Below are 24,785 nucleotides of genomic sequence, written 5' to 3' on the forward strand. Positions count from 1 at the left end.
ACGAGCCACCTCATCGGCGGCGACGGCTCCGGGGTAGTGGCGGGAGTTCGGCGGCGTACAGCCAGTCGGCGAAGACCTGGTGGACGGCGTCGGGGTCGTCGGCAGTAGCCGCGGCCAGGGCGATGAAGTCCTCGGTGGTCACCGAGCCGTGCCGGTACGTCTTGGTCCAGTCGCGCAGCAGGTCGAAGAACGCGGTGTCGCCGAGCAGTTGGCGCAGGACGTGCAGGGTGATCGCGCCGCGCTTGTAGAGCCGGTCGTCGAACATCAGCTCCGGCCCGGGATCCGACAGCACCAGCTCCTCGTCCAGCGACGCCAGCCGGCTGTACGCCCTGGAGACCTGCTGGTTGGCCGACAGCCCGCCGGACTCCTCCGACCACAACCACTCGGCGTAGCAGGCGAAGCCCTCGTTCAGCCAGATGTCCTGCCAGGTCGCCGGGGTCAGGCTGTTGCCGAACCACTGGTGTGCGAGCTCGTGCGCGACCAGCCGCTCCGACCCGCGCCGGCCGTCCAGGTGGTTGCTGCCGAACACCGAGATCCCCTGTGCCTCCAGGGGAATCTCCAGCGGGTCGTCCGTGACGACCACCGTGTACGCCGTGAACGGGTACGGCCCGAAGAGCGCGCAGAACAGCTTCATCATGTCCTGCTGCCGGCCGAAGTCGGTCCGGAAGTCCTTGATCAGCGTCTGCGGCAGGGCCGCGCGCTGGGTCACCGGCGACGCCGCCAGCTCCAGTACGTCGTACCGGCCGATCTGGATGGTCGCCAAGTACGTCGCCATCGGCGCGGCCATGTCGTAGACCCAGCTGGTCCGGCTGGCCTTGGTGCGGCGCGACACGAGCCGGCCGTTCGCGATCACGTGGTACGGCGAGTCGGTGGTGACGGTGATCCGGTAGTGCGCCTTGTCGCCGGGGTGGTCGTTGCACGGGAACCAGGTGGCCGCGCCGCTGGGCTGGCTGGCGACGATCACGCCTTCGGTCAGCTCCTCCCAGCCGAGCTCGCCCCACGGGCTGTCGGCGGGCGCCGGGTTCCCGGCGTACTGGACGTCGACGACGAACTCCGCACCGTCCGGGATCACCGCGGCCGGGGTGATGTGCAGCTTGCCGGAGCGGTGCGCGTAGCGGGCGGCGCGGCGGCCGTTGACGGCCACCTTGCTCACCCGCAGGCTGCCGAGGTCGAGGCTGAGCCGGGACAGCGCGTGCGTCGCGACCGCGGTGATCGTCGCCTTGCCGGTCAGGCGGTTGCTGCTGACCCGGTAGTCGAGGTCGAGCTCGTAGGACTCGACGGAGTAGCCGCCGTTGCCGTGCGTGGGGACGTAGGGATCACCCGCGGTATCAGCGCCCTGCTCGGCCCGGCCCTGGGAACCGGCGACCATCAACCCTGCCAGGGTGCGATCGGATTGCCGGCCCAGCGAGTACCGGCCGGCACGCTCTCACCCCGCATCACCAGCGAGACCGGGCCGACGGTGGCGCCCGCACCGATCGACGCGGCCGGCAGCACGATGCCGTGCGGCCCCAGCGTCGACCCTGGGCCGAAGGTGACGGTGCTCATGGACATCACCCTGTCATGGAACAGGTGCGTCTGGAGCACGCACCCGCGATTCACCGTGGCACCGTCGCCGAGCGTGATCAGATCGGCCTCGGGCAACCAGTACGTCTCGCACCAGACGCCCTTGCCGATCTTCGCGCCGAGCGTGCGCAGCCACAGCGCGAGTACCGGCGTACCAGCGGCCGCGTTGGCGAACCAGGGCGCCGCGACGAGTTCGACGAAGCTGTCGACCACCTCGTTGCGCCAGACGAACGAGCTCCACAGCGGGTACTCGACCGCACGGGTCCGGCCGACGACGACCCACTTGGCCACCGTCGCCATCCCGCCCGCGACCGCACCGGCGGCCAGGATCACCGCGCCGGACAGCAGCACGGTCCACCACGGCCCGAGCCAGACGTCCAGCGCCTGCAGGGCGAACAGCACCCCGAGCGCGATCAGCACCGTGCACATCATCGGGACGAACCGGCACAGCTCGACCAGCGCCCGCGCCACCTTCAGCCGGTACGGCGGGTTGAAGGTCCGGCTCTGGTCGCCCGCGACGGCCTGCCGGCGCAGCTTCACCGGCGGGCTGCCCAGCCACGACGTCCCGGCCTTGGACTTCTTCGGCGCGGCCGACAGCACCGCGACCAGCCCGTTCTTCGGCACCGACCGGCCCGGCGCGGTCATCCCGGAGTTGCCGAGGAACGCGCGCTTGCCGACCTTCGCGCCGGCCACGTGCAACCAGCCACCGCCCAGCTCGTACGACCCGATCATGGTGTCGTCGGCCAGGAACGCGCCGTCACCCACAGTCGTCATCTTCGGCAGCAGCAGCACGGTCGACGCCTCGACGTCGCGGCCGATCTTCGCGCCGAGCGCGCGCAGCCACCACGGCGTCAGCAGGCTCGCGTAGAGCGGGAACAGCAACGTCCGGGCCGAGTCGAGCAGCCGCTCGGTCGCCCACACCTGCCAGCCGATCCGGCTGCGCACCGGGTAGTGCCCCGGCTTGATCCCGAGTCCGAGGATCCGTACGCCGATCAGCGTCAGCACGGCCAGCGACACGAAGCCGACCAGCGTCATCAGCGGGATCGCGGCCAGCGCCTTCAGCGCGGCATCGCCCAGCGACGCGGTCCCCTTGATGAACACCCCCAGTACGGCGATCGCGGCGACCGCCGCGGCGACCGGGAGCAGCGACATCAGCGCCGACGCCGCGCCGTACGCGAGGACCCACCAGGGCGCCCGGGCCGGGCGTTCCTCGGGCCAGGGGCGACGCGCACGGCCGACCCGGCTCGCGGGCGAGCCGGACCAGCGCTCGTTCGACGGGACCTTGCCGGAGACCGCCGACCCGGCCGCGATCTCGGCGCCACGGCCGATCTCCGCACCGGGCAGCAACGTGCTGCGCGACCCGATCACGGCCTCGGCGCCGACCTGCACCGCGCCGACGTGCAGCCGGTCGCCGTCGATCCAGTAGCCGGACAGGTCGACCTCGGGCTCGATCGACGCGCCGCGGCCCATCGTCAGCAGGCCGGTCACCGGCGGCAGCGTGTGGAGGTCGACGCCGCGGCCGACCTTCGCGCCGAGCGCGCGGGCGTAGTACGCGATCCACGGAGCGCCGGCCAGGTTCGCGGCGCCGGCCGCGTCGGCCAGGTTCTCCGCGGCCCAGAGCCGGACGTGCACGTTGCCGCCGCGTGGGTAGACGCCCGGTTTGAGGCCGCGCAGCAGGATGCGCGCGCCGACGACGGCGATGCCCATCCGGCCGGCCGGGGTGATCAGCAGCAACCAGCCGACGAGGATCCACCACCAGGACACCGTGCGCATCCAGGGGTGGTCGCCGGCGGTGACTGCGAGCACGTTGTTCAGCGTGAACAGGTAGACCAGCCAGCGCACGCCGACCACGGTCTGCAGGATCAGCGTCAACGCGGTCTGCAGGAGTTGCGTGCCCGGCGGGATCGGACGGATCTCACGGATCTCGATCGGTTCGTACGTCGCGGTGGACGAGTCCAGGCGGTCGGCGAGCGCGCCGAGCCGGGGGTACTCGTAGATGTCCGCGACGGTGATCTCGGCGTACCGCTCGCGCAGCGCGGAGACGAGCTGGGCCGCGGCGAGGCTGCCGCCGCCGTGCAGGAAGAAGTCGTTGTCGGGCCCTGTGACCTTGGCGCCGAGGACGGACGTCCAGCGCTCGGCCAGCCAGCCCGCCGTACCGTCGAGTTCTGCCGCGGGGGCGTCGCTGTCCATGCCGGGCAGGGGCCAGGGGAGCGCGTTGCGGTCGACCTTGCCGGACGTGCGTGTCGGGAGGGTGTCGGTGATCGCGAGCAGCGGGACGAGCGCGGCCGGGAGGGCTTCGCGGAGGCGTTCCGTGGCGGCCTTCTGGTCGAAGGACTCCTCGGCGACCACGTAGCCGACCAGGAGTTGGTTGCCTCCGGCACTAGTCCGTACGGCGGCCGCCGCACCGGAGACACCGGGCAATGCCTGCAGGGCAGCGTCCACCTCGCCCAGCTCGATCCGCCGGCCGCCGAGCTTGATCTGCTCGTCGGCGCGGCCCTGGAACAGCAGCCCGGCCTCGTCCTTGCGGACCAGGTCGCCGCTGCGGTACGCGCGCTCCCAGCCCAGCGACGTCATCGGCGCGAACTTCTCCGCGTCCTTGGCCGGGTCCAGGTACCGGGCCAGGCCGACGCCGCCGATGATCAGCTCGCCGATCTCACCCTCGGCCACTTCATTGCCCTGGGCATCGACTACGGCAAGGTCCCAGCCGTCCAGCGGCAGGCCGATCCGGACCGGGCCGTCGCCGGTCAGCTGCGCGCCGCACGCGACGACGGTCGCCTCGGTCGGGCCGTAGGTGTTCCAGACCTCGCGACCGTCGATCGCCAGCCGCTCGGCCAGCTCGGGCGGGCAGGCCTCGCCGCCGAAGATCAGCAGCCGTACGGCGTCCAGCGCGTCGGCGGGCCAGAGCGCGGCGAGCGTCGGCACGGTCGAGACGACCGTGATGCCTTGCGCGACGAGCCAGGGGCCGAGGTCCATGCCGCTGCGGACGAGCGAACGCGGCGCGGGGACCAGGCACGCGCCGTACCGCCAGGCGAGCCACATCTCCTCGCAGGACGCGTCGAACGCGACCGACAGGCCGGCCAGCACACGGTCGTCGGAGCCGATCGGCTCCTGCTGCAGGAACATCCGCGCCTCGGCGTCGACGAACGCCGCGGCCGAGCGATGCGTGACGGCGACGCCCTTCGGGACGCCGGTCGACCCGGAGGTGAAGATGATCCAGGCGTCGTCGTCGGGCGAAGGCCCGTCGCCCGAGTGGCCGGTAACCCGTCCGGCGGGAGCGCCGGCTTCGGCGCCGCCGCCCAGCGCTCCGGGCGGCTCCATGCGGGCCGAGTACGGGAAGTCGTAGTAGCCGTCCTCGTCCGGTCCGCCCGGGCGCGTGCCCGCGATCTCCAGGCCGTCGGTGACGATCGCGGCGACCGCCGCCTCACCGAAGACGAGTTCGGCGCGCTCGGCCGGGTCGTCCGCGTCGACCGGGACGTACGCCGCTCCGGCCTGCAGCGTGCCCAGGATCGCGACGTACAGGTCGTTGTGCCCGGACGAGATCCGGACGCCGACCCGGTCGCCCGGCCCGATCCCGAGCGCCGTCAGCCGGCCCGCGAACTTGCCCACCTGGGTGAGCAGTTCGCGGTAGCTGAGGCTGACGTGCGAGTCGTCCAGCGCGGGATCGTCGGGGTACTTGCCCGCGGTCTCGTGCAGGATGTCCACCAGGGTGCGCTCGGGCGGCGCACTGTCCCCCCGTCGCAACGTCACGGCCGGATGATACTGCGATCCGCTGAACCGCAGGCGAACACGACACCACTCAGACGGTCACTTCACCAGACCGGCCGGCGCGGCGAAGGTGTTGCAGGCCTTGGTCTCGCCGATGTTGAAGCCGTTCATGATCCAGAAGCCCTGTGTGCTGGCCAGACCGTGTGTCCGCTCGTCCGGCGGCGTGTCCTCGGACTCGCCGAAACTGTGGCTGGACTGGAACTCGAACTCCTTCATCCGGTTGGTGAAGGGGTAGCTCTTCTCGACCGCCCGGCTGAACACGCCGCCCAGACAGGAGGCCTGGACCTCGTTGCGGCGGGAGCTCTCCAGCTTCTGGCTCGGGTGGTCCTGCAGGTAGTAGGCCCGCGCGTAGAACAGCTCGGTGACGCCCTGGATGTGATGGCCGTACTCGTGCGCGATCGTCATCAGGTAGGCCAGGTCCTCCTTCGGCCCGAACGCCTTGTTCATCTGCAGCACGTCGGTGTACATCACCTGGTTGCCGTAGCAGTAGAACGCGAGCACCCGGCCGGACAGCGGGCTGAACTTCCCGCACGCGGTGTTGACCGGCTTGTCGAACACGACCAGGCCCGGGTCGGGCTTGTTCACGCCGATCTTGTTCAGCGCCGGCCGCCAGGCGTCGTTCAGGCACTTGAAGAGCTTCTCGTAGTAGACCTTCTGCGCCGCCAGGCTGCCGTCGCCGAGCTTCTGCGCCGGGCAGTTCAGCTCACCGAGACCACCGGCGGTGTAGAGCGCGCTGTTGACCAGGTAGTCCTCGGCGGTGCCCTTGTCCGGCTTGGTGGTCGCGGTCGGGACGATCGACGGGCCGCTGTTCTCGGGGATCGCCGTGCTGTCGGAGCTTTCGGTCAGGACCGCGCCGACGACCGCCAGGGTGATGCCGACGAAGGCCAGCGCGAAGAAGCCGAGCAGGACGAACTTGGCCGCCCCCGAGCCGCGCCGCCGCGGGGGCGGCTGGAAGCCGTTGAAGTGGTTCGGGCTGCCGTAGTGCGGCTGCGGCCACTGACCGGGCTGCTGCTGGTACTGCGGGTACCGGCCCGGCTGGAGTTGACCCTGCTGGGGGTACTGCGGCTGGAACTGCTGCGGCGGTCCCTGCTGCCACTGGCCCGGCTGCGGCGGAGGCAGTACGCCGGGCGGCGGAGCCGGCGGGCGATAGCCCTGCGGCCGGTCCTGGGGTCGGTTGTAGTCGTACGGGTTGCTCACTGGTCGCAGGACCCCTTCTGTGCCGGTGGCAGGTCGTCGCGGGTTCGCTGGGCGAACCGCCCCGAGACTACTCTCACCCCATGTCACTGAAGCGCCGCCTCCTACCGGCTGCCCTGCTCGTCGCCCTGTCGTTCCCGTTCGTTGCCGTGGGCGCGCTGCCTGCCCAGGCGGCCGACGACAAGATCACGGCGTACGCCGCCGAGGCGACGCTGACCGGTGACGGCGTGCTCAAGGTCAAGGAGACCGTCGACGTCACGGCCGGCGGCGACACCTTCGTCCGGACGCTGGCGACGCGGGTCCGCTCGAACGCCGACGACGACCGGGTCTACGACATCAGCAACGTGTCGGCGACCGTGAACGGGCAGCCCGCCGGTGGCTTCAGCGACACCGAGATCGAGAACGGCCGGCAGCTGTCGGTGCAGGCGTCCGGGCCGACGAAGGTCGTCTACACCTACGACGTCGACAACGTCGTGGCCGACTCCACCGAGGGCCGCGAGGTGAGCTGGCCGGTGCTCCAGGGCTTCGGCGCGGCGATCCCGAAGGCGACCCTGTCAGTGAACGTCCCGTTCGCCACCTGGCTGACCTGCTTCGCCGGTCGCACCGGCTCGAGCATGCCCTGTACGTCGTACCAGCTGGGCGAGTCGGCCGAGATCGTGATCGAGCAGCTCCAGGTGCCCGCCGGGGGCCGGGTCACCTTCCTGACCGGGCTGAGCGGCCAGGCGACCGTCACGCCGAACGCCGAGTTCAAGACCCGCTGGTCGCTGCACCACGCCTTCTCCGCGGACGCTTCGACGATCGGGCTGAGCGCGCTGCTGCTCGGGCTCGGCGTACTGGCCGCGGCCGCGCTGTGGTTCTTCAAGGGACGCGACGCCGGCAAGACCGGTGAGGGCGCGCCGGAGCGCCCGGTGCTGGACGGGACCGACGGGCCGCAGTTCGCCGCCCCGGACGGGATCCGGCCGGGCCAGGTCGGCACCGTCGTGGACGAGTCGGCCGACGTCGTCGACATCACCGCGACCTTGCTGGACCTTGCCGTCCGCAACTACCTGACCATCGTCGAGCTGCCGCGCGGGACGCAGTTCGGCCGGCACGACTGGCAGCTGGTCCGGCTGAACGAGGGCGGGCCCGAGCTGCTGCCGTACGAGAAGGCCCTGCTCGACGCGGTCTTCGCCGACGGTGAGACCGTCCAGGTGTCGACGCTGGGCTCGTCGCTGCGGCCCCGGCTCAACCTGGTGCGCGAGCAGCTGTACGCCGACGTCGTCACGCAGGGCTGGTTCGCCAGCCGCCCGGACGCCGTCCGGAACCGGTGGACCACCGCCGGTCTGGTGCTGGTCGGTGCCGGTGTGGTGCTGACGATCGTGCTGGCCGTCGTCACCAAGTTCGGACTGGTCGGGCTGGCCGTCATCCTGGCCGGTGTGGCGTTGTCGCTGGCCGGACAGGTCGCTCCGGCGCGGACGGCGCGCGGCGCCGCCGTACTGGGTCGTGTGAGTGGCCTGCAGCGCTACCTGGCCGACGAGACCTCGGCGAGCCTGCCGCAGAGCCACCGGCTCGAGTTCGCGTCCCGCTGCCTGCCGTACGCCGCTGTGCTCGGGCTGACCGAGAAGTGGGCGCTGGAGATCGCGGCGACCGATGACGACGACGACCCCGATGCCGGCATCGGCTGGTACTCCGGCCCGGAGGGCTGGCACCTGTCCGACATCGGGGAGTCGCTGACCAGCTTCGTCACCGTCTTCGGTGGCTCGCTGACCGCGTCACGCCAACTGTTCAGCTTCTAGCTCGTGTACTGCGGGTTGGTGCTGAAGGTGTTGCAGTAGATCGGGTTCTTGAAGGTGAAGCCGCGGATCGACCAGCGGTTGTGGTTGACCTTCGAGCCGTGGTCGCGGATCCGCGGCCGGCTGAACTCGTCCCCGGCGTTCGCGACCGCGAACTTCCAGTTGTTCAGCAGGTCGCCGCGCATCGGGATGAACGCCGCGTTCGCGCCCAGGTACGCCGAGCCGAAGCAAGCCGCCTGCAGCTCGCGCCGGCGTGACTCCAGCAGCCGCAGGTTCGGGTCGGCCATCGTCGCCTGGCGGGCGAAGCTGGCCCGGAAGATGCCGGTCAGCTGCTGGATGTGGTGCCCGTACTCGTGCGCGATCGTGTTCAGCATCCACGCCCGGGTGTAGTTCGGGTTGATCTTGTAGTTGTTGTAGTCGACGTTGAACGGCATGTAGATCGCCTGGTTCGCGCCGCAGTAGTAGCCGCGGGTGCCGCGCTCGGTGCCGCACGGGGTCTTCACCGTGTTGGCGTAGACGATCAGGGCCGGCGCGCGGAACGGCTGGCCGGCCTTCTTCAGCGCGAGGTACCAGGTGCGGTTGAGGCACGGCAGGATGCGCTGGTAGTAGGCCTTGGTCGCCGCGAACGTGGTCGGCCGGAACGGCGGCTCGACGCACTTGGTCGGCTGCAGCGCGCCGACCGAGTAGATCTTGTTCTGCGCCACCACCTCGTACGGCGTGGGGACGCGCGGCTTGGGCTTCGGTTTCGGCGTCGGCTTCGGGGTGGGTGTCGGCGTCGGCGTCACGGACGGGGTCTCGGACGGCGTTTCCGACGGGGTCTCCGAAGGTGTGTCGACGGCGACCGGAGTGGTCGGGGTGTCGTCACCGGTCAGCTTCAGCGCGACGGTGACGCCGGAGCCGACCACCAGCACAGCCAGCGCCACGAGCATGACGAGAATGCCCTTGGACAGCTGCCGCGGCTTGCGGCGACGGCCCGGGCCCGGGGGCTTGGGGATCGGAATCGGCGGATACTGCCAGGTCGGCTGCCCGCCCTGGGGTCCGTTGGGCCCACCCTGCTGCTGCCACCCACCTGCACCGGCTGCTCCGGACCAGGGGTTCTGGGGCTGCTGAGGCCCGGTGTTGGGGCCGGGCCACCCACCAGTCGAAGGAGGCGGCACCGGTCCGGTTGACGCGGTAGGCCAAGAGCCAGTGAACCCACCCTGACCGGCAGCAGGACCTTGAGAGGGGGTGCCTGTGGAGCCGGCCGCTGAGTCGTCGCGGCGCCCCCAGCCGGAGTTGGCCGCGGGCGGGCCGTCGGTCGGAGGGGTGCCAGCGCCCGGGCCGGTGCCCGGCGTCGCGCCAGCGCCCGGCGTCGCGCCAGCGCCCGGCGTCGCGCCAGCGCCCGGCGTCGCGCCGGTGCCCGGTGGGACGCCCTGGCTCCAGGCGGCACCGCTCGCGGGAGGGCCGTCGGTCGGGGGCGTGCCGCCGCCCGGGCCGGCTGCGGGTGTCGCGCCGGTGCCGGTGTGGGAGCGGTAGCCGCTGGTGTTGGGGCGGGGTGCGCTGGGCGGCGGGGCCGCGTGCTGGCCGCGCGGGGGCTGCTCCGGCTGGCCCTGCGGCGGGAGGCTCCAGCCGGGGTTGCCGGGGCCGCCCTGCGGACCGGGCTGTCCTGCGGCGCCGGGCTGACCACCTGGCTGAGGGCCTGTGCCGTGGCGGCCGCCGGGCTGGTTACCGCCAGGCTGGTTGCCGCCGGTCGGCTGACCGCCAGGCTGATTACCGCCGGTCGGCTGACCACCCGGCTGGTTGCCGCCGGGCTGCTGACCACCTGGCTGGTTCGCCGCGGTGGGCCGGTTGCCGGACTGGTCGTCGCTCAGGCCCGGGGTGTACCACTGCGGCGCGGCCGGGGGCTGCGTCGGTGGCGGGACCGGGTGGTTCTGTGGCGGGGAGTCCGGCTTCAGGTACTCCTCGGGCTTGTCGGTGGATTCGGTCCACCAGCGGGGCGACTGGCCATCCCGCGGGGGCGTGCCAGGGTTGCCGGCGGGCTGCTCGCCCTCCGGCTCCGACGGCTCCCGCCCAGGGGGTGGATTCCAGTTGTCCGACATCGATACTCCTCACGAGACCTTGCTGGCCGAAGCCGTGAACGTGTTGCAGTTGGCGCTGTTGACAGTGTTGAAGCCCTGCGCGGCCCAGTACTGGTGACTGCTCCGCGCTCCGTGGTCCCGTGGGCCGCCACGGTTGTTCTCATCCCCGGTCTGAGCCTCGACGTAACGCCGGTAGATGGTCAGATCCAGACCGGTGATCCCGTACGACGCCTGGTTGGCCCCCATGAACGCCGCTCCGAGGCACGACGCCTGCAGCTCGATCCGCCGGCTCACCTCGAGCCGCGCGTCCTGGTCCGGCGCGTCGTACTCCAGCCGCGCGGCGGCCGGCAGTATCCCGGCCAGCTGCTGGATATGGTGCCCGAACTCGTGCCCGGCCGTGTACGTCGCCCACATCCGCGCGAACGACCGGTTGGCGTCGTCCGGGGCCCGGTTCCACAGTTTCACGTCGTCCTCGAACTTCAGGTACAGCGTCCGGTTCGCCGAGCAGTAGAACGACGTCGGGGACGAGCTCGTGCACGGCGACACCACGGTGCCGGCCCAGAAGATCACCCGCGGTGCGGCGTACTGGTCCTGCCCGGCGCGGACCAACGGCGTCCAGGCGCGGTTGAGGCAGCCGATCAGGTTCGCGTAGTAGGTCTGCACCGCTCCCGCCGTGGCCAGCGCGATCTGCGGCTCCCGGCAGTTCACCGTCTTCTGCACCCCGCTGCGGTAGAAGCCGTCGGTCCGGACGATCGCGGCACTGTCCTGCGACGCCCCCGGCCCTCCCGGGGTTCCGGGCGGGCTGTCGTCCGGCTCGGTCGGCGCGGCGGTCGCACTGGTCGGCGCGGCCCCCGGCCCGTACGACGGAGCGACGGTCGGCGCGTTACTGCTACGCAGCGTGAGCGCCGCGATCACCACGAGCGCACCGACCCCACCGAGCAGCAGCACGCCGGCCACCAGGCCGGTCCGGCGCTTGCGCTGTGGCCCGCCGTGCCGGATGTGGCCGTCGGCACCGAAGTCGGGCCCCCAGCCCACCTGCGGCAACGCCGGCCCGCCACCCGGCGTACCGGGTGGTGGGTAACTGGCATAGAGCGGTATCGACCCGTCGGGCATCGGTCCCGGCGGTGGTGCTGGTGCGCTCCAGTCCTGGTCAGACACGGTTGATCCTCATCCCCCCGGGACACACAGGGCGTGATCCGGACGGCCAGGCTATCCATCAGCACCCGCCCACGTCAGCACATTGCCTGCGCCGATCATCCGGGACCACGCCGGGTATCCGCTACCTCAGGCGTGCCGAGGGGGCGGTGAAGGTGTTGCAGGCACCCGGGTTGCGGCTGTTGAACCCCCGCAGGGCCCAGTACTGGTGGTTCGGGGCGTCACCGTGGTCGTTGCCGTTGTCGGTCACGTTGACGATCAGGAACCGCCACTGCTGCAGCGAGCGCCCGGTCACCGGGTAGGTCCGCTTGTTGGCGCCGATGAACACGTCGCTGAAGCAGGACGCCTGCAGTTCCAGCCGCCGGCTCATCTCCAGTTGCTCCGCCCGGGTCTCCGCCTCGTACCGCATGTTGTGGTTGGCCTGGAGGATGCCGGTCAGGTGCTGGACGTGGTGGCCGTACTCGTGCGCGAACTGGTGCAGCATCCACATCCGCGCCCACACCTTGTCGTACCGGCCGTAGTTGCCGATGTCCTCGCGCAGGTTCATGTAGATGGTCTCGTTGGCGCTGCAGTAGAACGGCGGGCCGGTGTCGCTCATCGTGCCGCCGCACGGCGACTGGACCGTTCCGGTGAAGCTGACCACGGTCGGCTGCCGGAAGGTCGCGCCGGACCTGCGGACCTGGGCGGTCCAGGCGCGGGCCAGGCAGGCCTTCAGCTGGACGTAGTTGGTGTTGGCGCCGGCGGTGTTCGCCGGCCGGGCGCGGCTCTCCTTGCAGCCGGTGCCGGGCATCACGCCGGTCGAGTAGATCCGGTTACGGCTGACGACCTCGTAGTCGGTCGGACCGCGGCGGGCCGGCGGCGTCGTGGTGGTGGTCCGCGGCGCGGTCGGCTTGGTCGCCGTCGGCGCGGTGGTCGGCGGCCTGCTCGGTACGCCGGTCGGCTCGGTGGTCGGGCTCGTGGAGGGATCGGCGGATGGGGACGGCGAGTAGGTCGAAACCGGGGCGCTCGGGCTCGAGTAGTCGTCCGGCCCGTTGCTCTTGAGCGTGAAGCTGACGATGCGCAGCGCCAGGAACGCGACGCCGACGACGATCAGCGGTACGACGAACCAGATCGCCTTGCTCTTCTTCCGCGGTCCGCGCGGCCCACCCGGCCCGTACGGTCCCTGCGGTCCACCGGGACCCCCTGGGCCCTGCGGTGCACCCCAGCCGATCCCGTGCGGCAACTGCTGCATCGGCGTGCGCGCGGTGTAGTGCGGCTGCGTCTGCCACGGCTGCGGCGCCAACGGCCCCGGCGGCGGCACCTGTCCCGGGTACCCAGGCTGGCCCCCGTACGGCGGCTGCCCGCCCGGCTGCCCGCCGTACTGCGGCTGCCCGCCCGGCTGCCCGCCGTACTGCGGCTGCCCGTACGGCGGTTGCCCGTACTGAGGCGGCTGCCCCTGCGGGTACTGGCCCTGCGGCTGCCCTTGCGGCGGGCCCGGCGGCTGGTACGGACCCTGCGGTGGCTGCTGCGGGTACTGACCAGGAGGTCCCCACTGGTTGTCGGACACGCGCACTCTCCCGTGCCCCGCCGGCGGTCACTGCGCGGCTCGGGGCGCAGCCGCACCGCCAGACGCTATCCGAGTCCGGGCTCAGTCCGCTGCCGGGCCCTCCCGGTCCACCTGGCGGAATCGTTGCGCCGGGCACGAGTACCGGTAAGGTGCCCCCTGCAAGCGGCCACTGCACGTCGTACCGCAGGGGACCGTCCTTCCTGACCCTCTCGATACGGTGTGATTGGGCGATGCGTCTACGTCTGCTCGGGGTGTCCCTGTGCGCGCTCGGAATTCTGGTCCTGACCGGTGCTCAAGCCGGTGCGTCCGGCCTGGGTGCTGCCGCCGATCCGGTGGTGACCAACTACGACAGTGAGATCAGGGTGGACCGCGACGGTGCGCTCAAGGTCTCCGAGACGTGGAAGCTGAGCAACGTGACCGGGACCTTCACCCGGTTCCTGCTCACCACCGACCACCTGGCCGACGACGTCGACCACGTGCAGAGGATCGAGGACCTGCAGGTCAAGGCCGGCGGTGAGACGAAGAAGGCCGAGCAGAGCGTCGACGGCGACATCACCTCGATCGCGGTCGAGGACGTCAGCGGGGACGCGCAGCTCGACTTCACCTACACCGTTCGCGGTGCGGTGGCGAGCACGCTGAACGGCACGGAGGTCCGGTTCTCGCCGTTGACCGGCCTGTCGTACACGGTGCAGGACGCCAACATCGTCTACAGCACCCCCGAGGTCACGCACGTGTTCTGCGTGGCCGGCGCGGTCGACAGCAACCACCCGTGCACGCTGGCGCAGCTCGGCGAGACCGCCGGGCCGACGTTCCGGCAGCAGGGCCTGCCGCCGGGCAACACGGTCCGGATGACGGTCGGTTTCCCCGCGGGCGAGATCGCCGCGAACTCGATCGTCGAGTACCGCAAGACCTTCAAGCGGGCCTTCTCCACCGACACCGCCCAGCTGATCACCGCCCTGGCGGTGCTGCTGCTCGGCGCCGGCGGACTGCTGGCCCTGTACCGCCTGCGCGGCCGCGACCAGGTCGACCCGAGCCGCGTCGTACCGGCCTCGCTGTTCAGCCTCGGCCAGGACACCCGGATCGACTTCACGCCGCCGGCCGACCTGCGCCCCGGTGAGGTCGGCACGCTGATCGACGAGCGGATCGACCCGGTCGACGTGACCGCGACGATCATCGACCTCGCGGTCCGCGGCCACCTGACCATCACCGAGCTCGAGCACGCCAACGAGTACGCCCGGCCGGACTGGCAGCTCAAGCGGGTCGCGAACGCCCCGTCGGAGGAGCTGCAGCGCTACGAGAACGTCCTGGTCCGCGCGATCTTCGGCGACAACGACACCGTCCTGGTCTCCGAGCTCGGCCCGCAGGTCCGCGCCAACCTCGGCCAGGTCCAGGACGCCCTGTACGACGGAGTGGTGAAGCGCGGCTGGTTCACCGAGCGCCCGGACCGGACCCGCTCGCTGTGGACGACCGTCGGGCTCGGCCTGACCGTGCTGGGCGTCGTACTGATCGTCCTGCTCGCCCTGTTCAGCAGCTGGGGCCTGCTCGGCATCGCCGTCACCGCTGTCGGCGTCGGCCTGCTGGTGATCGGCCGGCACATGCCTGCCAAGGCCCCGGCCGCCGGTCGCGTCCTCGGCCAGGTCGCGGCCATCCGTGGCGAGCTGCTGGAGATGGACGTCAGCGAGCTGCCCAGCGACCAGCACGTCGAGCTCTGCTCCCGCGCACTCCCGTACGCCGTGGTCCTGGGCGGTTCGGAACGCTGGATCGACGCGCTCGTCGCCACCGACGTGGACGACGACGAGGACGAGGGCTTCCCCTGGTACCGGGGACCCCGCGGCTGGCACCTGCAGCACCTGCCCGACTCGCTGCGCAACCTGACCACCAACCTGACCGGCGCCCTCTTCACCCGATGAGCGGCCAGGAGATCGCCGGGGTCGACCAGACCCGGCCGAGCATCGCGCGGACCTACGACTACCTGCTCGGTGGCAAGGACAACTTCGCGGTCGACCGCGCGCTGGGCGACAAGTTCATTAAGGACCTGCCCGGGTCGCAGGCGATCGCGCACGACAACCGCGCGGCGCTGATCCGGGCCGTGCGGGAGATCGTCACCACCACGAAGGTCCGCCAGTTCGTGGACCTGGGCAGCGGCCTGCCGACCGCCGACAACGTGCACCAGGTCGCCCAGCGGTACACGCCCGAGACCAAGGTCGTGTACGTCGACAACGACCCGGTCGTGCTCGCGCACGGCCGCGCGCTGCTCGAGGAGAACGAGCGCACCACGGTCCTCCAGGCCGACCTGCGCGACGCCGAGTCGATCTACACCAGCGGGCAGACCGGCGCGCTGATCGACTTCGGGAAGCCGGTCGCGATCGTGCTCAGCGCGGTCCTGCACCACCTGAACGACGACGAGGACCCGGCCGCGCTGGTCCGCTTCTGGGCCGAGCGGATCGCTTCCGGCAGCTACGTGTTCATCAGCCACTTCCGCAGCGAGAACGACCCGCGCAGCGCGGAGATGCAGGAGCTGCTGCAGGGCTCGCTGGGCCGCGGCCGCTGGCGGACCGACGACGAGATCCGCGCGCTGTTCGGCGCCGGGCTCGAGGTCCTCGAGCCCGGTATCGTCCCGGCCGCCGAGTGGCGGCCGGAGCAGCCGGTCGACGACCTGACCGACTGGGAACGCCTGATCGCCGCCGGCCTGGCCGTCAAGCCGTAGGGCTGGTCACCAGTTGTCCTGCGCGCCCGTCCGTGGCAGCTGCTTCCAGGCCGGGTGGATGACGTAGACCAGCCCGCCCGAGTGCGGGACCCAGGCGTTCTCGAAGGCCTTGCGGTCGTACGTCGTCCGGACCTCGTCGTTGCTCTTGATCAGGTGCGAGGCCGGGTCGTTGACCACCACGTTGCCGTCGCGGTCGAAGCCGACGATCACCATCAGGTGCCCGTTGGTCCCGTAGCCGGCGCCGGGCAGCTCGTCCTTCTCGAACGACAGCGAGGCGACCAGCGGGATCCCGGCCTTGATGAACTGCTCCGCCTCGGTCAGCGAGCGCAACCGGGTGACGAAGGCGTCGACCTTGCGCGTTCCGGCGTACGCGGTGTTGAAGGGCCAGTTCCCAGCACCGTCGTAGTCGTAGTCGAAGACCATCCGGGCCGCGTGGTCGACCTGCGGGTCCTCGTCGGCCGGGTCGACCCAGGAGGTCTCCCGCTTGCTCGGTCCGGCCCGCCAGTAGTCGAGCACCATCGCGGTGGACGTCGCCGAGCACCAGGCCTCACCGCCGTTGTCCCACTGCGGGTAGTGCCCGATGTGCGTCTCCTGCGAGTACGTCGGTACGTCGAGCACCTTGCCCCACGCGCCACCGCCCCGGCTGACCGGCACGGTCTCCTCGTCGGGCAGCCGCGACGCCATCGCGCCGACGGACCGGACCACCGGCGCCTGCCGGCTCCCGGCCTGGCGGAACAGGGTCACCTTGAGCCGCCAGCGGTCCAGCGAGTGCCCGTCGTTGGCCACGAAGGTGTCGACCGCGACGTCGCCGACGGTGTCCTCCTGGTCCGGCACCGACGTCCGGTGGATGGTCCCGGCGGCCGTGTCGTCGCCGCTGGTCCACCGGCCGAGCACGTACCACTTGGTGCTCGTGCCCAGGTCGGACCGACCGGACATCGACACCTCGATCCAGGTCCCGGCCGGCGTGGTCGCGTTCCAGGACGCCACCAGCTCGGTCAGGTCGAACCCGGGCCGCACCTCCGGCGAGACCCAGCTGGCCTGCTCGTAGGTCTTCGCGGTCCCGTCGCCGAACGGATCGACGTACGACGTCGTACCGGTCGGGCGGCGGAAGACCAGGTTGCCGCCGGCCATCGACGTGCCCTGGTGCTGACCGGCGAGGAAGTCGACCGGCGAGGTCCACTGGTGGTAGCCGATGTCACGCCGCGGCGGGGCGGGCGCGGCGTGGGACGGCGTGAGCGCGATGGGAGCGACCAGTGCCGCGGCCAGCAGGGCGGAGGCACAGCGAGTGGCGGGGGTCATACTCTCCGACGATAGGGCACGCGCCGTGAATCTGTAACGGGTTACGTGTCGTGCAGGTTACTTCTTGTCCGGCCACTCGTCGGTGAGCAGGGCGTAGACCAGCTCGTCGGTCCAGTCGCCCTTGAGGAACTCGTTGCGGACGAAGTGCGCCTCGCGCCGCATCCCGAGCCGCTCGAGCAGCTTCACCGAGCCGGTGTTGCGGGCGTCCAGCCGGGCGATCATCCGGTGCCAGCCGAAGTGCTCGAAACCGAGCCGGAGCAGTTCCTTCGCGGCCTCGCCGGCGTACCCGTGCCCGGCCGACTCCGGGAGGAAGACGTACCCGATCTCGCCGGCGCGCTGCGCGGCCGAGTTCACGAACAGGGTCACCTCACCGAGGTACTGCCCGGTCCCGGTCAGCTCGACGGCCAGCGTGAGGGCCTGCCCGTCGGTGTCCATCGCGACGTCCGCGAGCCGCCCGGCCAGCGTGCCCTTGACCTCCTCGGGGGTCTTCGGGTCGTACAGCAGGAAGCGCGTCACCTCGGCGTTCGACTGCAGCTTCAGCAGGTCGTCGTAGTCGGTGTCGCGGTACCGGCGCAGCGTCAGCCGGTCCGTCGTGATCGGCAGGTAGGCAGTCATCGGCTCTACGGTATGCAGCTCTGCAACCGGTTTTTGTCAAGAGTGGTGCTCCGTGACCGTTACCCTTGATCGGTGACTCTTCGCTTGTACGACACCGCGACGGCAACAGTGAGGGATTTCGTACCGGTCCATCCGGGCAAGGTCGGGATCTACCACTGTGGGCTGACGGTGCAGGGTGCCCCGCACGTCGGGCACATCTACAAGGAGGTCGTGTTCGACGTCCTGCGGCGCTGGCTGGAGCGCTCGGGGTACGAGGTCACCGTGATCGCGAACGTGACCGACATCGACGACAAGATCCTGGCCAAGTCGGCCGAGCGCGGCGTCGAGTGGTGGGCGCACGCCTACGAGTTCGAGCGTGAGCTGCACTGGGCCTACGACGTGCTCGGCTGCCGCCCGCCGACGTACGAGCCGCGCGCCACCGGTCACATCCCGGAGATGCTGGAGATGATCGGCGAGCTGATCGAGCGCGGGCACGCGTACGTCGCGCCGGACGGCTCCGGCGACGTGTACTTCGACGTGAAGTCCTGGCCGGCGTACGGCGCCCTGTCGCACCAGAAGATCGACGACATGGAAGAGGCCACCGACGCGGACCCGCGCGGCAAGCGCGACCCGCGGGACTTCGCGCTGTGGAAGGGCTGGACCGAGGGCACCCCGCCGACCGCCTCCTGGCCGGCGCCGTGGGGCCGCGGCCGCCCGGGCTGGCACCTGGAGTGCTCGGCGATGGCCGGCAAGTACCTCGGCGACGAGTTCGACATCCACGGCGGCGGTCTCGACCTGCGCTTCCCGCACCACGAGAACGAGCTGGCCCAGTCGACGGCGGTCGGGCAGAAGTTCGCCCGGACGTGGATGCACAGCGCCCTGGTCACCGCGGCCGGCGAGAAGATGTCGAAGTCGATGGGCAACGGCGCCATCGTGCGGAACGTCGTGGAGCAGGTGCGGCCGATCGAGCTGCGGTACTACCTGGTCCAGTCGCACTACCGGTCCGTGGTGGAGTACTCGCTGGCCGCGCTGGAGGAGGCCGCGACGGGCTTCCAGCGGATCGAAGGTTTCGTCACCCGGGCGACCGAGGTGACCGGTGGGGTCGAGCCGGGCACCGCGCTGCCGGCCGAGTTCGCGGCCGCGCTGGACGACGACTTCAAGACGTCCTCGGCGATCGCCGTACTGTGGAACACGGTCCGCGACGGCAACAAGCTGGTCGCCGACGGCGACTCGCCCGCGCTGCGGGAGGCGCTGGCCTCGGTCCGGGCGATGCTCGACGTGTTCGGGCTCGACCCGCTGGCCGAACCGTGGGCCTCGCGGTCCGGTGGGTCCGGTGAGCTGACCGAGGTCGTCGACGGGCTGGTCGGTGCGCTGCTCGAGCAGCGGCAGGCCGCGCGGGCCCGCAAGGACTACGCCGCGTCGGACGACATCCGCGACCGGTTGAAGGAGCTCGGCGTCGTCGTCGAGGACACCCCGCAGGGGTCGCGCTGGACGATCGCCCCGCGCCCAACGAGTGAAGGAAACTAGACGTGCCAGGCAGTAGTCAGCGCAAGGGCGCCATCCGGAAGAAGCCGCGCGGGAACCCGACGGCCGGCTCCGGTGGCCGGGTTCGCCGGGGGCTGGAGGGCAAGGGCCCGACGCCGAAGGCGGTCGACCGGACCAAGCACCCTGCCCACAAGCGGGCCAAGGCCAAGGAGCGCGCCGAGAAGCGCGCCACCACCGGCCGCCGCGGGGGCCGCAAGGACGAGGGCGCGACCGTCGAGTGGGTCTACGGCCGCAACCCGGTCGTCGAGGCGCTGCGCGCCGGCGTACCGGCCAGTGCCGTTTATGTTGCCGAAGGCACCGAACGTGACCCGCGGCTGCGCGAGGCGCTGCTGCTCGCCGTCGAGCGCGGCATCGCCCTGCTCGAGGTCCCGCGGATCGAGCTCGACCGGCACACCAGCAACGGCGCGCACCAGGGCCTCGCGATCCAGATCCCGCCGTACGAGTACGCCCACGCCGACGACCTGCTCCGGGCCGCGTACGACGCCGAGCAGGCGCCGCTGATCGTCGCGCTGGACGGCGTCACCGACCCCCGCAACCTCGGCGCGATCACCCGCTCGGCCGCCGCCTTCGGCGCCCACGGCGTCGTCGTCCCGGAACGCCGCGCCGCCCAGGTCTCCGCCTCCGCGTGGAAGACCTCCGCCGGAGCCGCCGCCCGCATCCCGGTCGCCAAGGTCACCAACCTCAACCGCGCGCTCAAGTCCTACAAGGACGCCGGCCTGCTGATCGTCGGCCTCGACATGGGCGGCGAGGTCGAGCTCCCGGACCTCCAGTCCGCGACCGACCCGATCGTCCTGGTCGTCGGCTCCGAGGGCAAAGGCCTGGCCCGCCTGGTCCGCGAGAACTGCGACATCATCGTCTCCATCCCGATGACGTCGGCCACCGAGTCCCTCAACGCCGGCATCGCCACCGGCGTCGCCCTGTACGAGATCTCCCGCCGCCGAAACTCTTGATGTAACTACTTGAAGTAGTTACATTGGAGGCATGGTGACCATCGGGCTGCGTGAGCTGAACCAGAACCCGTCCAAGGCGGTCGCTCGCGTGCGCGCGGGCGAAACCATCGTGGTCACCGACCGCGGGCGTCCGGTGCTGCGGCTCGTTCCTGAGCAGGACCAGCCGGCGACGCTGCAGCACATGATCGACTCCGGTGAGGTGGCTCCGCCCGCGGAGCTCGGGATGCCGGACCTGGCGCTGGAGTTGGCGACCGACGTGGAGAGCCTGTCCGACCTGCTGATCGAGGACCGCGACAAGGAGCGGCGTCGGTGATCTACCTGGACGCCTGTGCCCTGCTGAAGTTCATCAAGCCGGAGGCCGAGTCACCCGCGTTGCGGAAGTGGCGAGAGGACCTGATGCCGGAGACGGAACTCCTGACCAGCGAGCTGGCCAAGCTGGAGATCAGCAGGACGCTGCTCCGGGCCGGTGTCGACCACCAGCAGGTGCCGTACTTCACCGGTCAGGCTCTGCGCGGTGTCTACGTCGTCGACCTGAGTTCGACGGTGCTCGCCCGGGCGATGGCCTACCGGACGCGACGGCTGGGCTCGCTGGACGCGATTCATCTGTCCAGCGCCGAGCCCTTTCGGCCTGATCTCGAGCAGTTCGTCACCTACGACAAGGAGCTGGGCAGCGCGGCCGGAGAACTCGGCTTCCCGGTGCTGGCCCCGTCCTGAGACCACGCAGAACGGGCCCCGGAGCAACAGCTCCGGGGCCCGTTCTCGTCTCGATGTCAGGCCAACATCTTTCGAGTACCGACCCCCGATCGGGGGCCGGTACTCGAAAGATTTGTCAGCTGACGAGCTGCTCAGCCCGTCCGACGAGCTCTTGGGTCAGTAGACGTTCACGCCGTAGGCGCCCAGGGCCTCCGGCACCGGCTGGAAGAACGTCGTCCCACCGGACGAGCAGTTGCCGCTGCCGCCCGAGGTCAGACCCAGCGCCACCTCGCCCGCGAACAGCGCGCCGCCCGAGTCGCCGCCTTCGGCGCAGACGTTGGTCTGGATCAGACCGGTGACCGTGCCTTCGGCGTAGTTGACGGTCGCGTTGACCCCGGTCACCGTGCCCTGGTGGACCTGGGTGGTGCTGCCGCTGCGGGTCACGGCCTGGCCGACGCTGGCGTCACCCGCGCTGGTGATCTCCTGGAACGAGCCGTTGTAGAGGTCGACGTTGCCGGGCGGCTCCGTCGTACCGGCCGGGTACTTCACCAGGGCGTAGTCGTTGCCCGGGAAGCTGGAACCCTCGACGGTGCCGACCGAGGTGCTCTGGCCGGAGTCGGCGAACCACTCCGGGACGATGTTGCCGCAGTGGCCGGCGGTCAGGAAGTAGTACGACGACCCGTCGGTGACGTTGAAGCCGAGCGAGCAGCGGTACCCACCGCCGTAGATGGCGTCGCCGCCGCTGAGCTTCTTGGTGAACTTGCCGGGCACCTTGGTCAGCGTGACCTGGCTGCCGAAGCTCTTGGTGACGGCGGTCAGGGCGTCGTACTTGGCGCCGGTGACGGTGTCGTCGTACGAGACGGTGACCTTGCCGTCGGCGCCGGTGACCCAGCTGGTGCCGGGGATCGAGGCCTTGTCGGCCAGCGTCGAGCTGATGGCGGCAGCCGACGGCCCAGGTGCGGCCGAGGCCTGCGTGGCCAGCAGGCCGGTGGTGGTGGCGAGTGCGGCAGCGGCAACCACTGCTGCGACTCGGCGGGCGGGGTGAATTGACATGGTCAGCCTCCTCACGAGAAGGACGCGTTCGGGGCGGACGCGTCCAGGTCGACCGAGGTAAGGCCTACCCGTCGTTCCTGTGGGTACTCGAACCTGCGCGAACTGTGAGGGCTAACCTTCGTCCGGCCGAGCCCGAGTTATGAACGTCCATAACTCGCCAGTGATGACACGACGACGCCCCCTGCTCCCGGAGGACCAGAGGGCGCCGTACGACGGGAAGCGTCAGTACACGCTCACGCCGTACCGGTTGAGGACCTCGACGACCGGCTGGAAGTACGTCGTACCGCCGCTGGAGCAGTTGCCGCTGCCACCGGAGGTGAGACCCAGAGCGGTGGTGCCGGAGAACAGCGAGCCGCCGGAGTCACCGCCCTCGGCGCAGACGTTCGTGCGGATCAGACCGGTGACCGTGCCCTCGGCGTAGTTCACCGTGGCGTTCAGACCCGTGACCGAGCCGCTGCGGAGACCGGTGGTGCTGCCGCTGCGCCGGACGGACTGCCCGACCGTCGGGTTGGCCGCGCTGGTGATGTCCTGGTACGAGCCGTTGTACAGGTTCACGTTGCCGGGGTGGTTCGTGTACGACGTCGAGTACCGGACGATTCCGTAGTCGTTGCCCGGGAAGCTGGTGCCGTACCGGGTGCCGAGCAGGGTCGTCTGGCTCGAGTTGGCGTACCAGTTGGTGCCCAGGTTGGTGCAGTGGCCGGCGGTCAGGAAGTAGTACGTGCTGCCGCTGCGCACGTTGAAGCCGAGCGAACAGCGGTAGCCGCCGGTGTAGATGGCGTCGCCGCCGCTGATCCGCTTGCTGAGGACGCCGGGCAGCTTCTCCAGGGTGACCTGGCTGCCGAAGCGCTGGGTGACGTTCGTGAGTGCGGCGAGCTTGCTGCCGACCACGGTGTCGTCGTACGAGACGATGATCCGGCCCGACTTCTCGTCGGTCATCCAGGCGGTGCCGGGGATCGTCGCCTCCTTGCTCAGGGTGGCGGTGATGGTGCTCGCCGAGGCGATCGAGGCCTCGGGAGCCGCGCTGGCGGTGGCCAGCTGGACGGTGGTGGCGACCAGGCCGGCGGCTGCCAGCAGGGCCACGGTACGGCGAATGCGCATGGTTGTGCCTCCTCACGATGAGGACGCCCGGGGCGGGAACGTCCTTGACTCAACCGTGATCTGTTCTACCGGAAACTGTCACAAAGTGCCCGATCGAACTCGGAGAGTAAGGGTTTCCCTTCGCCCGGAAACCGGTCGGTCTGGTGTAAGGGGTCAGTCCGGGTAGCTCAAGGTCCGGCGCAGCAGCTGCCGGTCCCGCCCGAGCGCGGCGTGATCGACGTCGACGGCCCAGTGCTCGCCGTCCAGCCGGACGCTCATCACCCCGTTGTCGAACCACGGCCCGTACGCCGTACGCCAGCTCGCCGCGACGTCCCGCACCCCCGCCGACCGCGCCAGCTTGTGCAGCAGTGTCGTCATCCAGCGGGTGTCGAGCAGCTTGTTCGCCAGCCGCACGTGCCCCGGGATCGGGTTCCGGAACGGCGACATCGTCAGCTGCCGGATCGCGGTCCCCGGGTGCTCGACCGCGTTCAGGTGGGCCTCCGTCACGTAGCTGCAGTGCACGTCGCCGGACAGCATCAGGATCGAGGCCGGCGGATCCTCCGACGTCACCAACTTCGCCAGTAGCTCGGTCACGTCGTCGAACGACTTCCGGAACGACGCCCAGTGCTCCAGATCCATCCCCTGCCGGATCCGCTCGCCGATCCGGGCGCCACGCGGCCCCCAGGCACCCGACGAGATCGCCTCGTCCCACCCCTCCAGGTGGTGCAGCCCCGGCGCGAGCAGGAACGGCAGTGTCGACGCGAGCAGCAGGTGGTTGATCGGCGTGGTCGCCTCGATCGTGTGCCGCCGGACCCACTCCCACTCGTGCGCGTCGACCATCGCCCGCTCGTCCGGCTGCAGGTGCCGCGAGCAGCGCGAGTCGACCGCGACCAGCCGGACTCCGCGGCCGAAGTCGCGGTAGAAGCTCCACCGCGTCGACGCCGGGTCCTCGTCGGCCTCCCAGGCGAAGGCGTCCAGGTACGCCGTCCGCTCGTCGTCGTCCAGCGTCCGCATCGCCTGGTACGTCGAGTCCTCGGCCAGCTGCTCCGGCGACAGGTTGCCCAGGTGCTGGTACACCCAGTACGACGCGTAGGCGCCGACCACCCGGTCGTGCCACCACGGCTGCCGGGTCACCCAGCGCCGCCAGGTCAGCGAGGTGTTCCAGTCGTCACGCAGGTCGTGGTCGTCGAGCAGCATGCACAGTGGAACGGTCGAGAACAGCCAGCGCACCGCGGGATGGGTCCACGCGTCGTCGTACAGCCAGGTGTACTCCTCGTAGTTCCCGATCTCGTCCTGCACCTCGGAGCCCGGCCGCCCGCCGTGCGCCGCCCGCAACTGCTCCAGTACGGCGTCCGACGGGTCGTCGGCGTACACCTGGTCGCCGAGCAGCAGGATCGCGTTCGGCCGCTCGTGGTCCGTCCTGGCCATCCGCTCGGCCAGCGCGACCAGCGCGTCCGGCCCGAAGTCCTTGAACCCCTGCTCGTCGAACGGCGCCGACCGCCGGCACGACCCGAACGTCAGCCGGAAGCTGCCGTCCGCGTCCGGCGTCCGGATCACGCTCGGCCCGTACGGCGAGTCCGCCGGCGGCCAGACCCGCTCGCCGTCGCAGTGCACCTCGTACGGCGTACTGGCTCCTGGTTGCAGGTTCTCGATCAGGACGAGCGCGTAGTGGTGCCCGTGCACGGACCAGGTGCTCGCCCGGTGGCCGAGGATCTCGACCTCACCCGGCCCGGTCGTCTCCACCCACACGGTCGCCCGCGTCTCGTCGACGTACCGCAGCAGCGGTCCCAGCTTCAGTTGCATCCCGAAAAGCTA

The 24,785-nt window shown here is 70.7% G+C and carries 18 protein-coding genes; 7 read left to right on the forward strand and 11 right to left on the reverse strand.

Going from position 1 to position 24,785, the window contains the following annotated elements:
* Positions 1–10 precede the first annotated feature (10 nt).
* The 3 genes from HDA39_RS35470 to HDA39_RS35480 are packed head-to-tail and all read right to left on the reverse strand — an operon-like array spanning position 11 to position 6,525.
* A complete protein-coding gene (locus HDA39_RS35470) occupies positions 11–1,369 on the reverse strand; it encodes a M1 family metallopeptidase (RefSeq protein WP_184802747.1) in 1,359 nt (452 codons plus the stop codon).
* Positions 1,369–5,310, reverse strand: a complete 3,942-nt coding sequence (locus tag HDA39_RS35475) for a Pls/PosA family non-ribosomal peptide synthetase (RefSeq protein WP_184802749.1) — start codon at positions 5,308–5,310, stop codon at positions 1,369–1,371. The genes HDA39_RS35470 and HDA39_RS35475 overlap by 1 nt, the downstream gene beginning before the upstream one ends.
* A gap of 57 nt (positions 5,311–5,367) precedes the next feature.
* Positions 5,368–6,525 carry a neutral zinc metallopeptidase gene (locus HDA39_RS35480; protein ID WP_184802751.1) on the reverse strand — a complete coding sequence of 386 codons (1,158 nt, stop codon included), beginning with the start codon at positions 6,523–6,525 and terminating at the stop codon, positions 5,368–5,370.
* Positions 6,526–6,605: 80 nt separating this feature from the next.
* Between HDA39_RS35480 and HDA39_RS35485 the strand changes: the two genes are divergently transcribed.
* Positions 6,606–8,297 (forward strand): DUF2207 domain-containing protein, encoded by a 1,692-nt coding sequence (locus tag HDA39_RS35485; RefSeq protein WP_184802753.1) that lies wholly within the window; start codon positions 6,606–6,608, stop codon positions 8,295–8,297.
* On the opposite strand, the gene HDA39_RS35490 is transcribed toward HDA39_RS35485, so the two are convergent.
* The 3 genes from HDA39_RS35490 to HDA39_RS43945 all read right to left on the reverse strand — a co-directional run bounded on the left by HDA39_RS35490 (position 8,294) and on the right by HDA39_RS43945 (position 13,052).
* Positions 8,294–10,372: a neutral zinc metallopeptidase gene (locus HDA39_RS35490; RefSeq protein WP_184802755.1), complete on the reverse strand. Its 2,079-nt coding sequence runs from the start codon at positions 10,370–10,372 to the stop codon at positions 8,294–8,296. The two genes, HDA39_RS35485 and HDA39_RS35490, sit on opposite strands and share 4 nt — an antisense overlap.
* Positions 10,373–10,381: 9 nt before the next feature.
* Positions 10,382–11,509 carry a neutral zinc metallopeptidase gene (locus HDA39_RS35495; protein ID WP_184802757.1) on the reverse strand — a complete coding sequence of 376 codons (1,128 nt, stop codon included), beginning with the start codon at positions 11,507–11,509 and terminating at the stop codon, positions 10,382–10,384.
* A 121-nt stretch (positions 11,510–11,630) separates the two neighbouring features.
* Positions 11,631–13,052 carry a neutral zinc metallopeptidase gene (locus HDA39_RS43945; RefSeq protein ID WP_337926038.1) on the reverse strand — a complete coding sequence of 474 codons (1,422 nt, stop codon included), beginning with the start codon at positions 13,050–13,052 and terminating at the stop codon, positions 11,631–11,633.
* A gap of 230 nt (positions 13,053–13,282) precedes the next feature.
* On the opposite strand from HDA39_RS43945, the gene HDA39_RS35505 reads away from it, so the two are divergent.
* Together HDA39_RS35505 and HDA39_RS35510 are read left to right on the forward strand one after the other, a co-directional pair.
* Positions 13,283–14,962: a DUF2207 family protein gene (locus HDA39_RS35505; protein ID WP_184802759.1), complete on the forward strand. Its 1,680-nt coding sequence runs from the start codon at positions 13,283–13,285 to the stop codon at positions 14,960–14,962.
* Positions 14,959–15,759 carry an SAM-dependent methyltransferase gene (locus HDA39_RS35510; RefSeq protein ID WP_184802761.1) on the forward strand — a complete coding sequence of 267 codons (801 nt, stop codon included), beginning with the start codon at positions 14,959–14,961 and terminating at the stop codon, positions 15,757–15,759. Before HDA39_RS35505 ends, HDA39_RS35510 begins: the two co-directional genes overlap by 4 nt.
* A 6-nt stretch (positions 15,760–15,765) precedes the next feature.
* Here the strand turns inward: HDA39_RS35510 and HDA39_RS35515 are convergent, their stop codons facing one another.
* A complete protein-coding gene (locus tag HDA39_RS35515) occupies positions 15,766–17,058 on the reverse strand; it encodes a peptidase C39 family protein (protein ID WP_184802763.1) in 1,293 nt (430 codons plus the stop codon).
* Between the two features lie 57 nt (positions 17,059–17,115).
* On the reverse strand, positions 17,116–17,673 hold the full coding sequence (locus HDA39_RS35520; protein WP_184802765.1) for a GNAT family N-acetyltransferase: 558 nt from the start codon (positions 17,671–17,673) through the stop codon (positions 17,116–17,118).
* A gap of 72 nt (positions 17,674–17,745) precedes the next feature.
* Between HDA39_RS35520 and cysS the strand changes: the two genes are divergently transcribed.
* From cysS to HDA39_RS35540, 4 genes are read left to right on the forward strand one after another with little or no spacing between them, the layout of a single operon-like run.
* Positions 17,746–19,179, forward strand: a complete 1,434-nt coding sequence (gene cysS / locus HDA39_RS35525; RefSeq protein ID WP_184802767.1) for a cysteine--tRNA ligase — start codon at positions 17,746–17,748, stop codon at positions 19,177–19,179.
* Positions 19,180–19,181: 2 nt separating this feature from the next.
* Positions 19,182–20,147 (forward strand): 23S rRNA (guanosine(2251)-2'-O)-methyltransferase RlmB, encoded by a 966-nt coding sequence (rlmB, locus tag HDA39_RS35530; RefSeq protein ID WP_184802769.1) that lies wholly within the window; start codon positions 19,182–19,184, stop codon positions 20,145–20,147.
* 31 nt (positions 20,148–20,178) lie between these two features.
* The gene (locus HDA39_RS35535; RefSeq protein WP_184802770.1) at positions 20,179–20,460 is read left to right on the forward strand and encodes a type II toxin-antitoxin system Phd/YefM family antitoxin; all 282 of its coding nucleotides are present in this window, start codon (positions 20,179–20,181) and stop codon (positions 20,458–20,460) included.
* Positions 20,457–20,861 (forward strand): PIN domain-containing protein, encoded by a 405-nt coding sequence (locus tag HDA39_RS35540; RefSeq protein WP_184802772.1) that lies wholly within the window; start codon positions 20,457–20,459, stop codon positions 20,859–20,861. The genes HDA39_RS35535 and HDA39_RS35540 overlap by 4 nt, the downstream gene beginning before the upstream one ends.
* A gap of 156 nt (positions 20,862–21,017) precedes the next feature.
* Here the strand turns inward: HDA39_RS35540 and HDA39_RS35545 are convergent, their stop codons facing one another.
* From HDA39_RS35545 to HDA39_RS35555, 3 genes are all read right to left on the reverse strand, one after another.
* Complete coding sequence (locus HDA39_RS35545) at positions 21,018–21,893, reverse strand: S1 family peptidase (protein ID WP_184802774.1); 876 nt, start codon at positions 21,891–21,893, stop codon at positions 21,018–21,020.
* A 222-nt stretch (positions 21,894–22,115) separates the two neighbouring features.
* Positions 22,116–22,991 carry a S1 family peptidase gene (locus HDA39_RS35550; protein WP_184802776.1) on the reverse strand — a complete coding sequence of 292 codons (876 nt, stop codon included), beginning with the start codon at positions 22,989–22,991 and terminating at the stop codon, positions 22,116–22,118.
* Positions 22,992–23,144: 153 nt separating this feature from the next.
* Positions 23,145–24,773: a DUF7800 domain-containing protein gene (locus HDA39_RS35555; RefSeq protein WP_184802778.1), complete on the reverse strand. Its 1,629-nt coding sequence runs from the start codon at positions 24,771–24,773 to the stop codon at positions 23,145–23,147.
* Positions 24,774–24,785 lie beyond the last annotated feature (12 nt).

This window comes from Kribbella italica (genome assembly GCF_014205135.1).
In the GTDB taxonomy this organism is placed as follows: Bacteria; Actinomycetota; Actinomycetes; order Propionibacteriales; family Kribbellaceae; genus Kribbella; species Kribbella italica.

Coding starts and splice junctions, on each gene's coding strand:
- HDA39_RS35470 (WP_184802747.1), bottom strand. CDS start 1,369: ATGGTCGCCGGTTCCCAGGGCCGGGCCGAGCAGGGCGCTGATACCGCG.
- HDA39_RS35485 (WP_184802753.1), top strand. CDS start 6,606: ATGTCACTGAAGCGCCGCCTCCTACCGGCTGCCCTGCTCGTCGCCCTG.
- HDA39_RS35490 (WP_184802755.1), bottom strand. CDS start 10,372: ATGTCGGACAACTGGAATCCACCCCCTGGGCGGGAGCCGTCGGAGCCG.
- HDA39_RS35505 (WP_184802759.1), top strand. CDS start 13,283: ATGCGTCTACGTCTGCTCGGGGTGTCCCTGTGCGCGCTCGGAATTCTG.
- HDA39_RS35510 (WP_184802761.1), top strand. CDS start 14,959: ATGAGCGGCCAGGAGATCGCCGGGGTCGACCAGACCCGGCCGAGCATC.
- HDA39_RS35515 (WP_184802763.1), bottom strand. CDS start 17,058: ATGACCCCCGCCACTCGCTGTGCCTCCGCCCTGCTGGCCGCGGCACTG.
- HDA39_RS35520 (WP_184802765.1), bottom strand. CDS start 17,673: ATGACTGCCTACCTGCCGATCACGACGGACCGGCTGACGCTGCGCCGG.
- HDA39_RS35535 (WP_184802770.1), top strand. CDS start 20,179: ATGGTGACCATCGGGCTGCGTGAGCTGAACCAGAACCCGTCCAAGGCG.
- HDA39_RS35545 (WP_184802774.1), bottom strand. CDS start 21,893: ATGTCAATTCACCCCGCCCGCCGAGTCGCAGCAGTGGTTGCCGCTGCC.
- HDA39_RS35550 (WP_184802776.1), bottom strand. CDS start 22,991: ATGCGCATTCGCCGTACCGTGGCCCTGCTGGCAGCCGCCGGCCTGGTC.
- HDA39_RS35555 (WP_184802778.1), bottom strand. CDS start 24,773: ATGCAACTGAAGCTGGGACCGCTGCTGCGGTACGTCGACGAGACGCGG.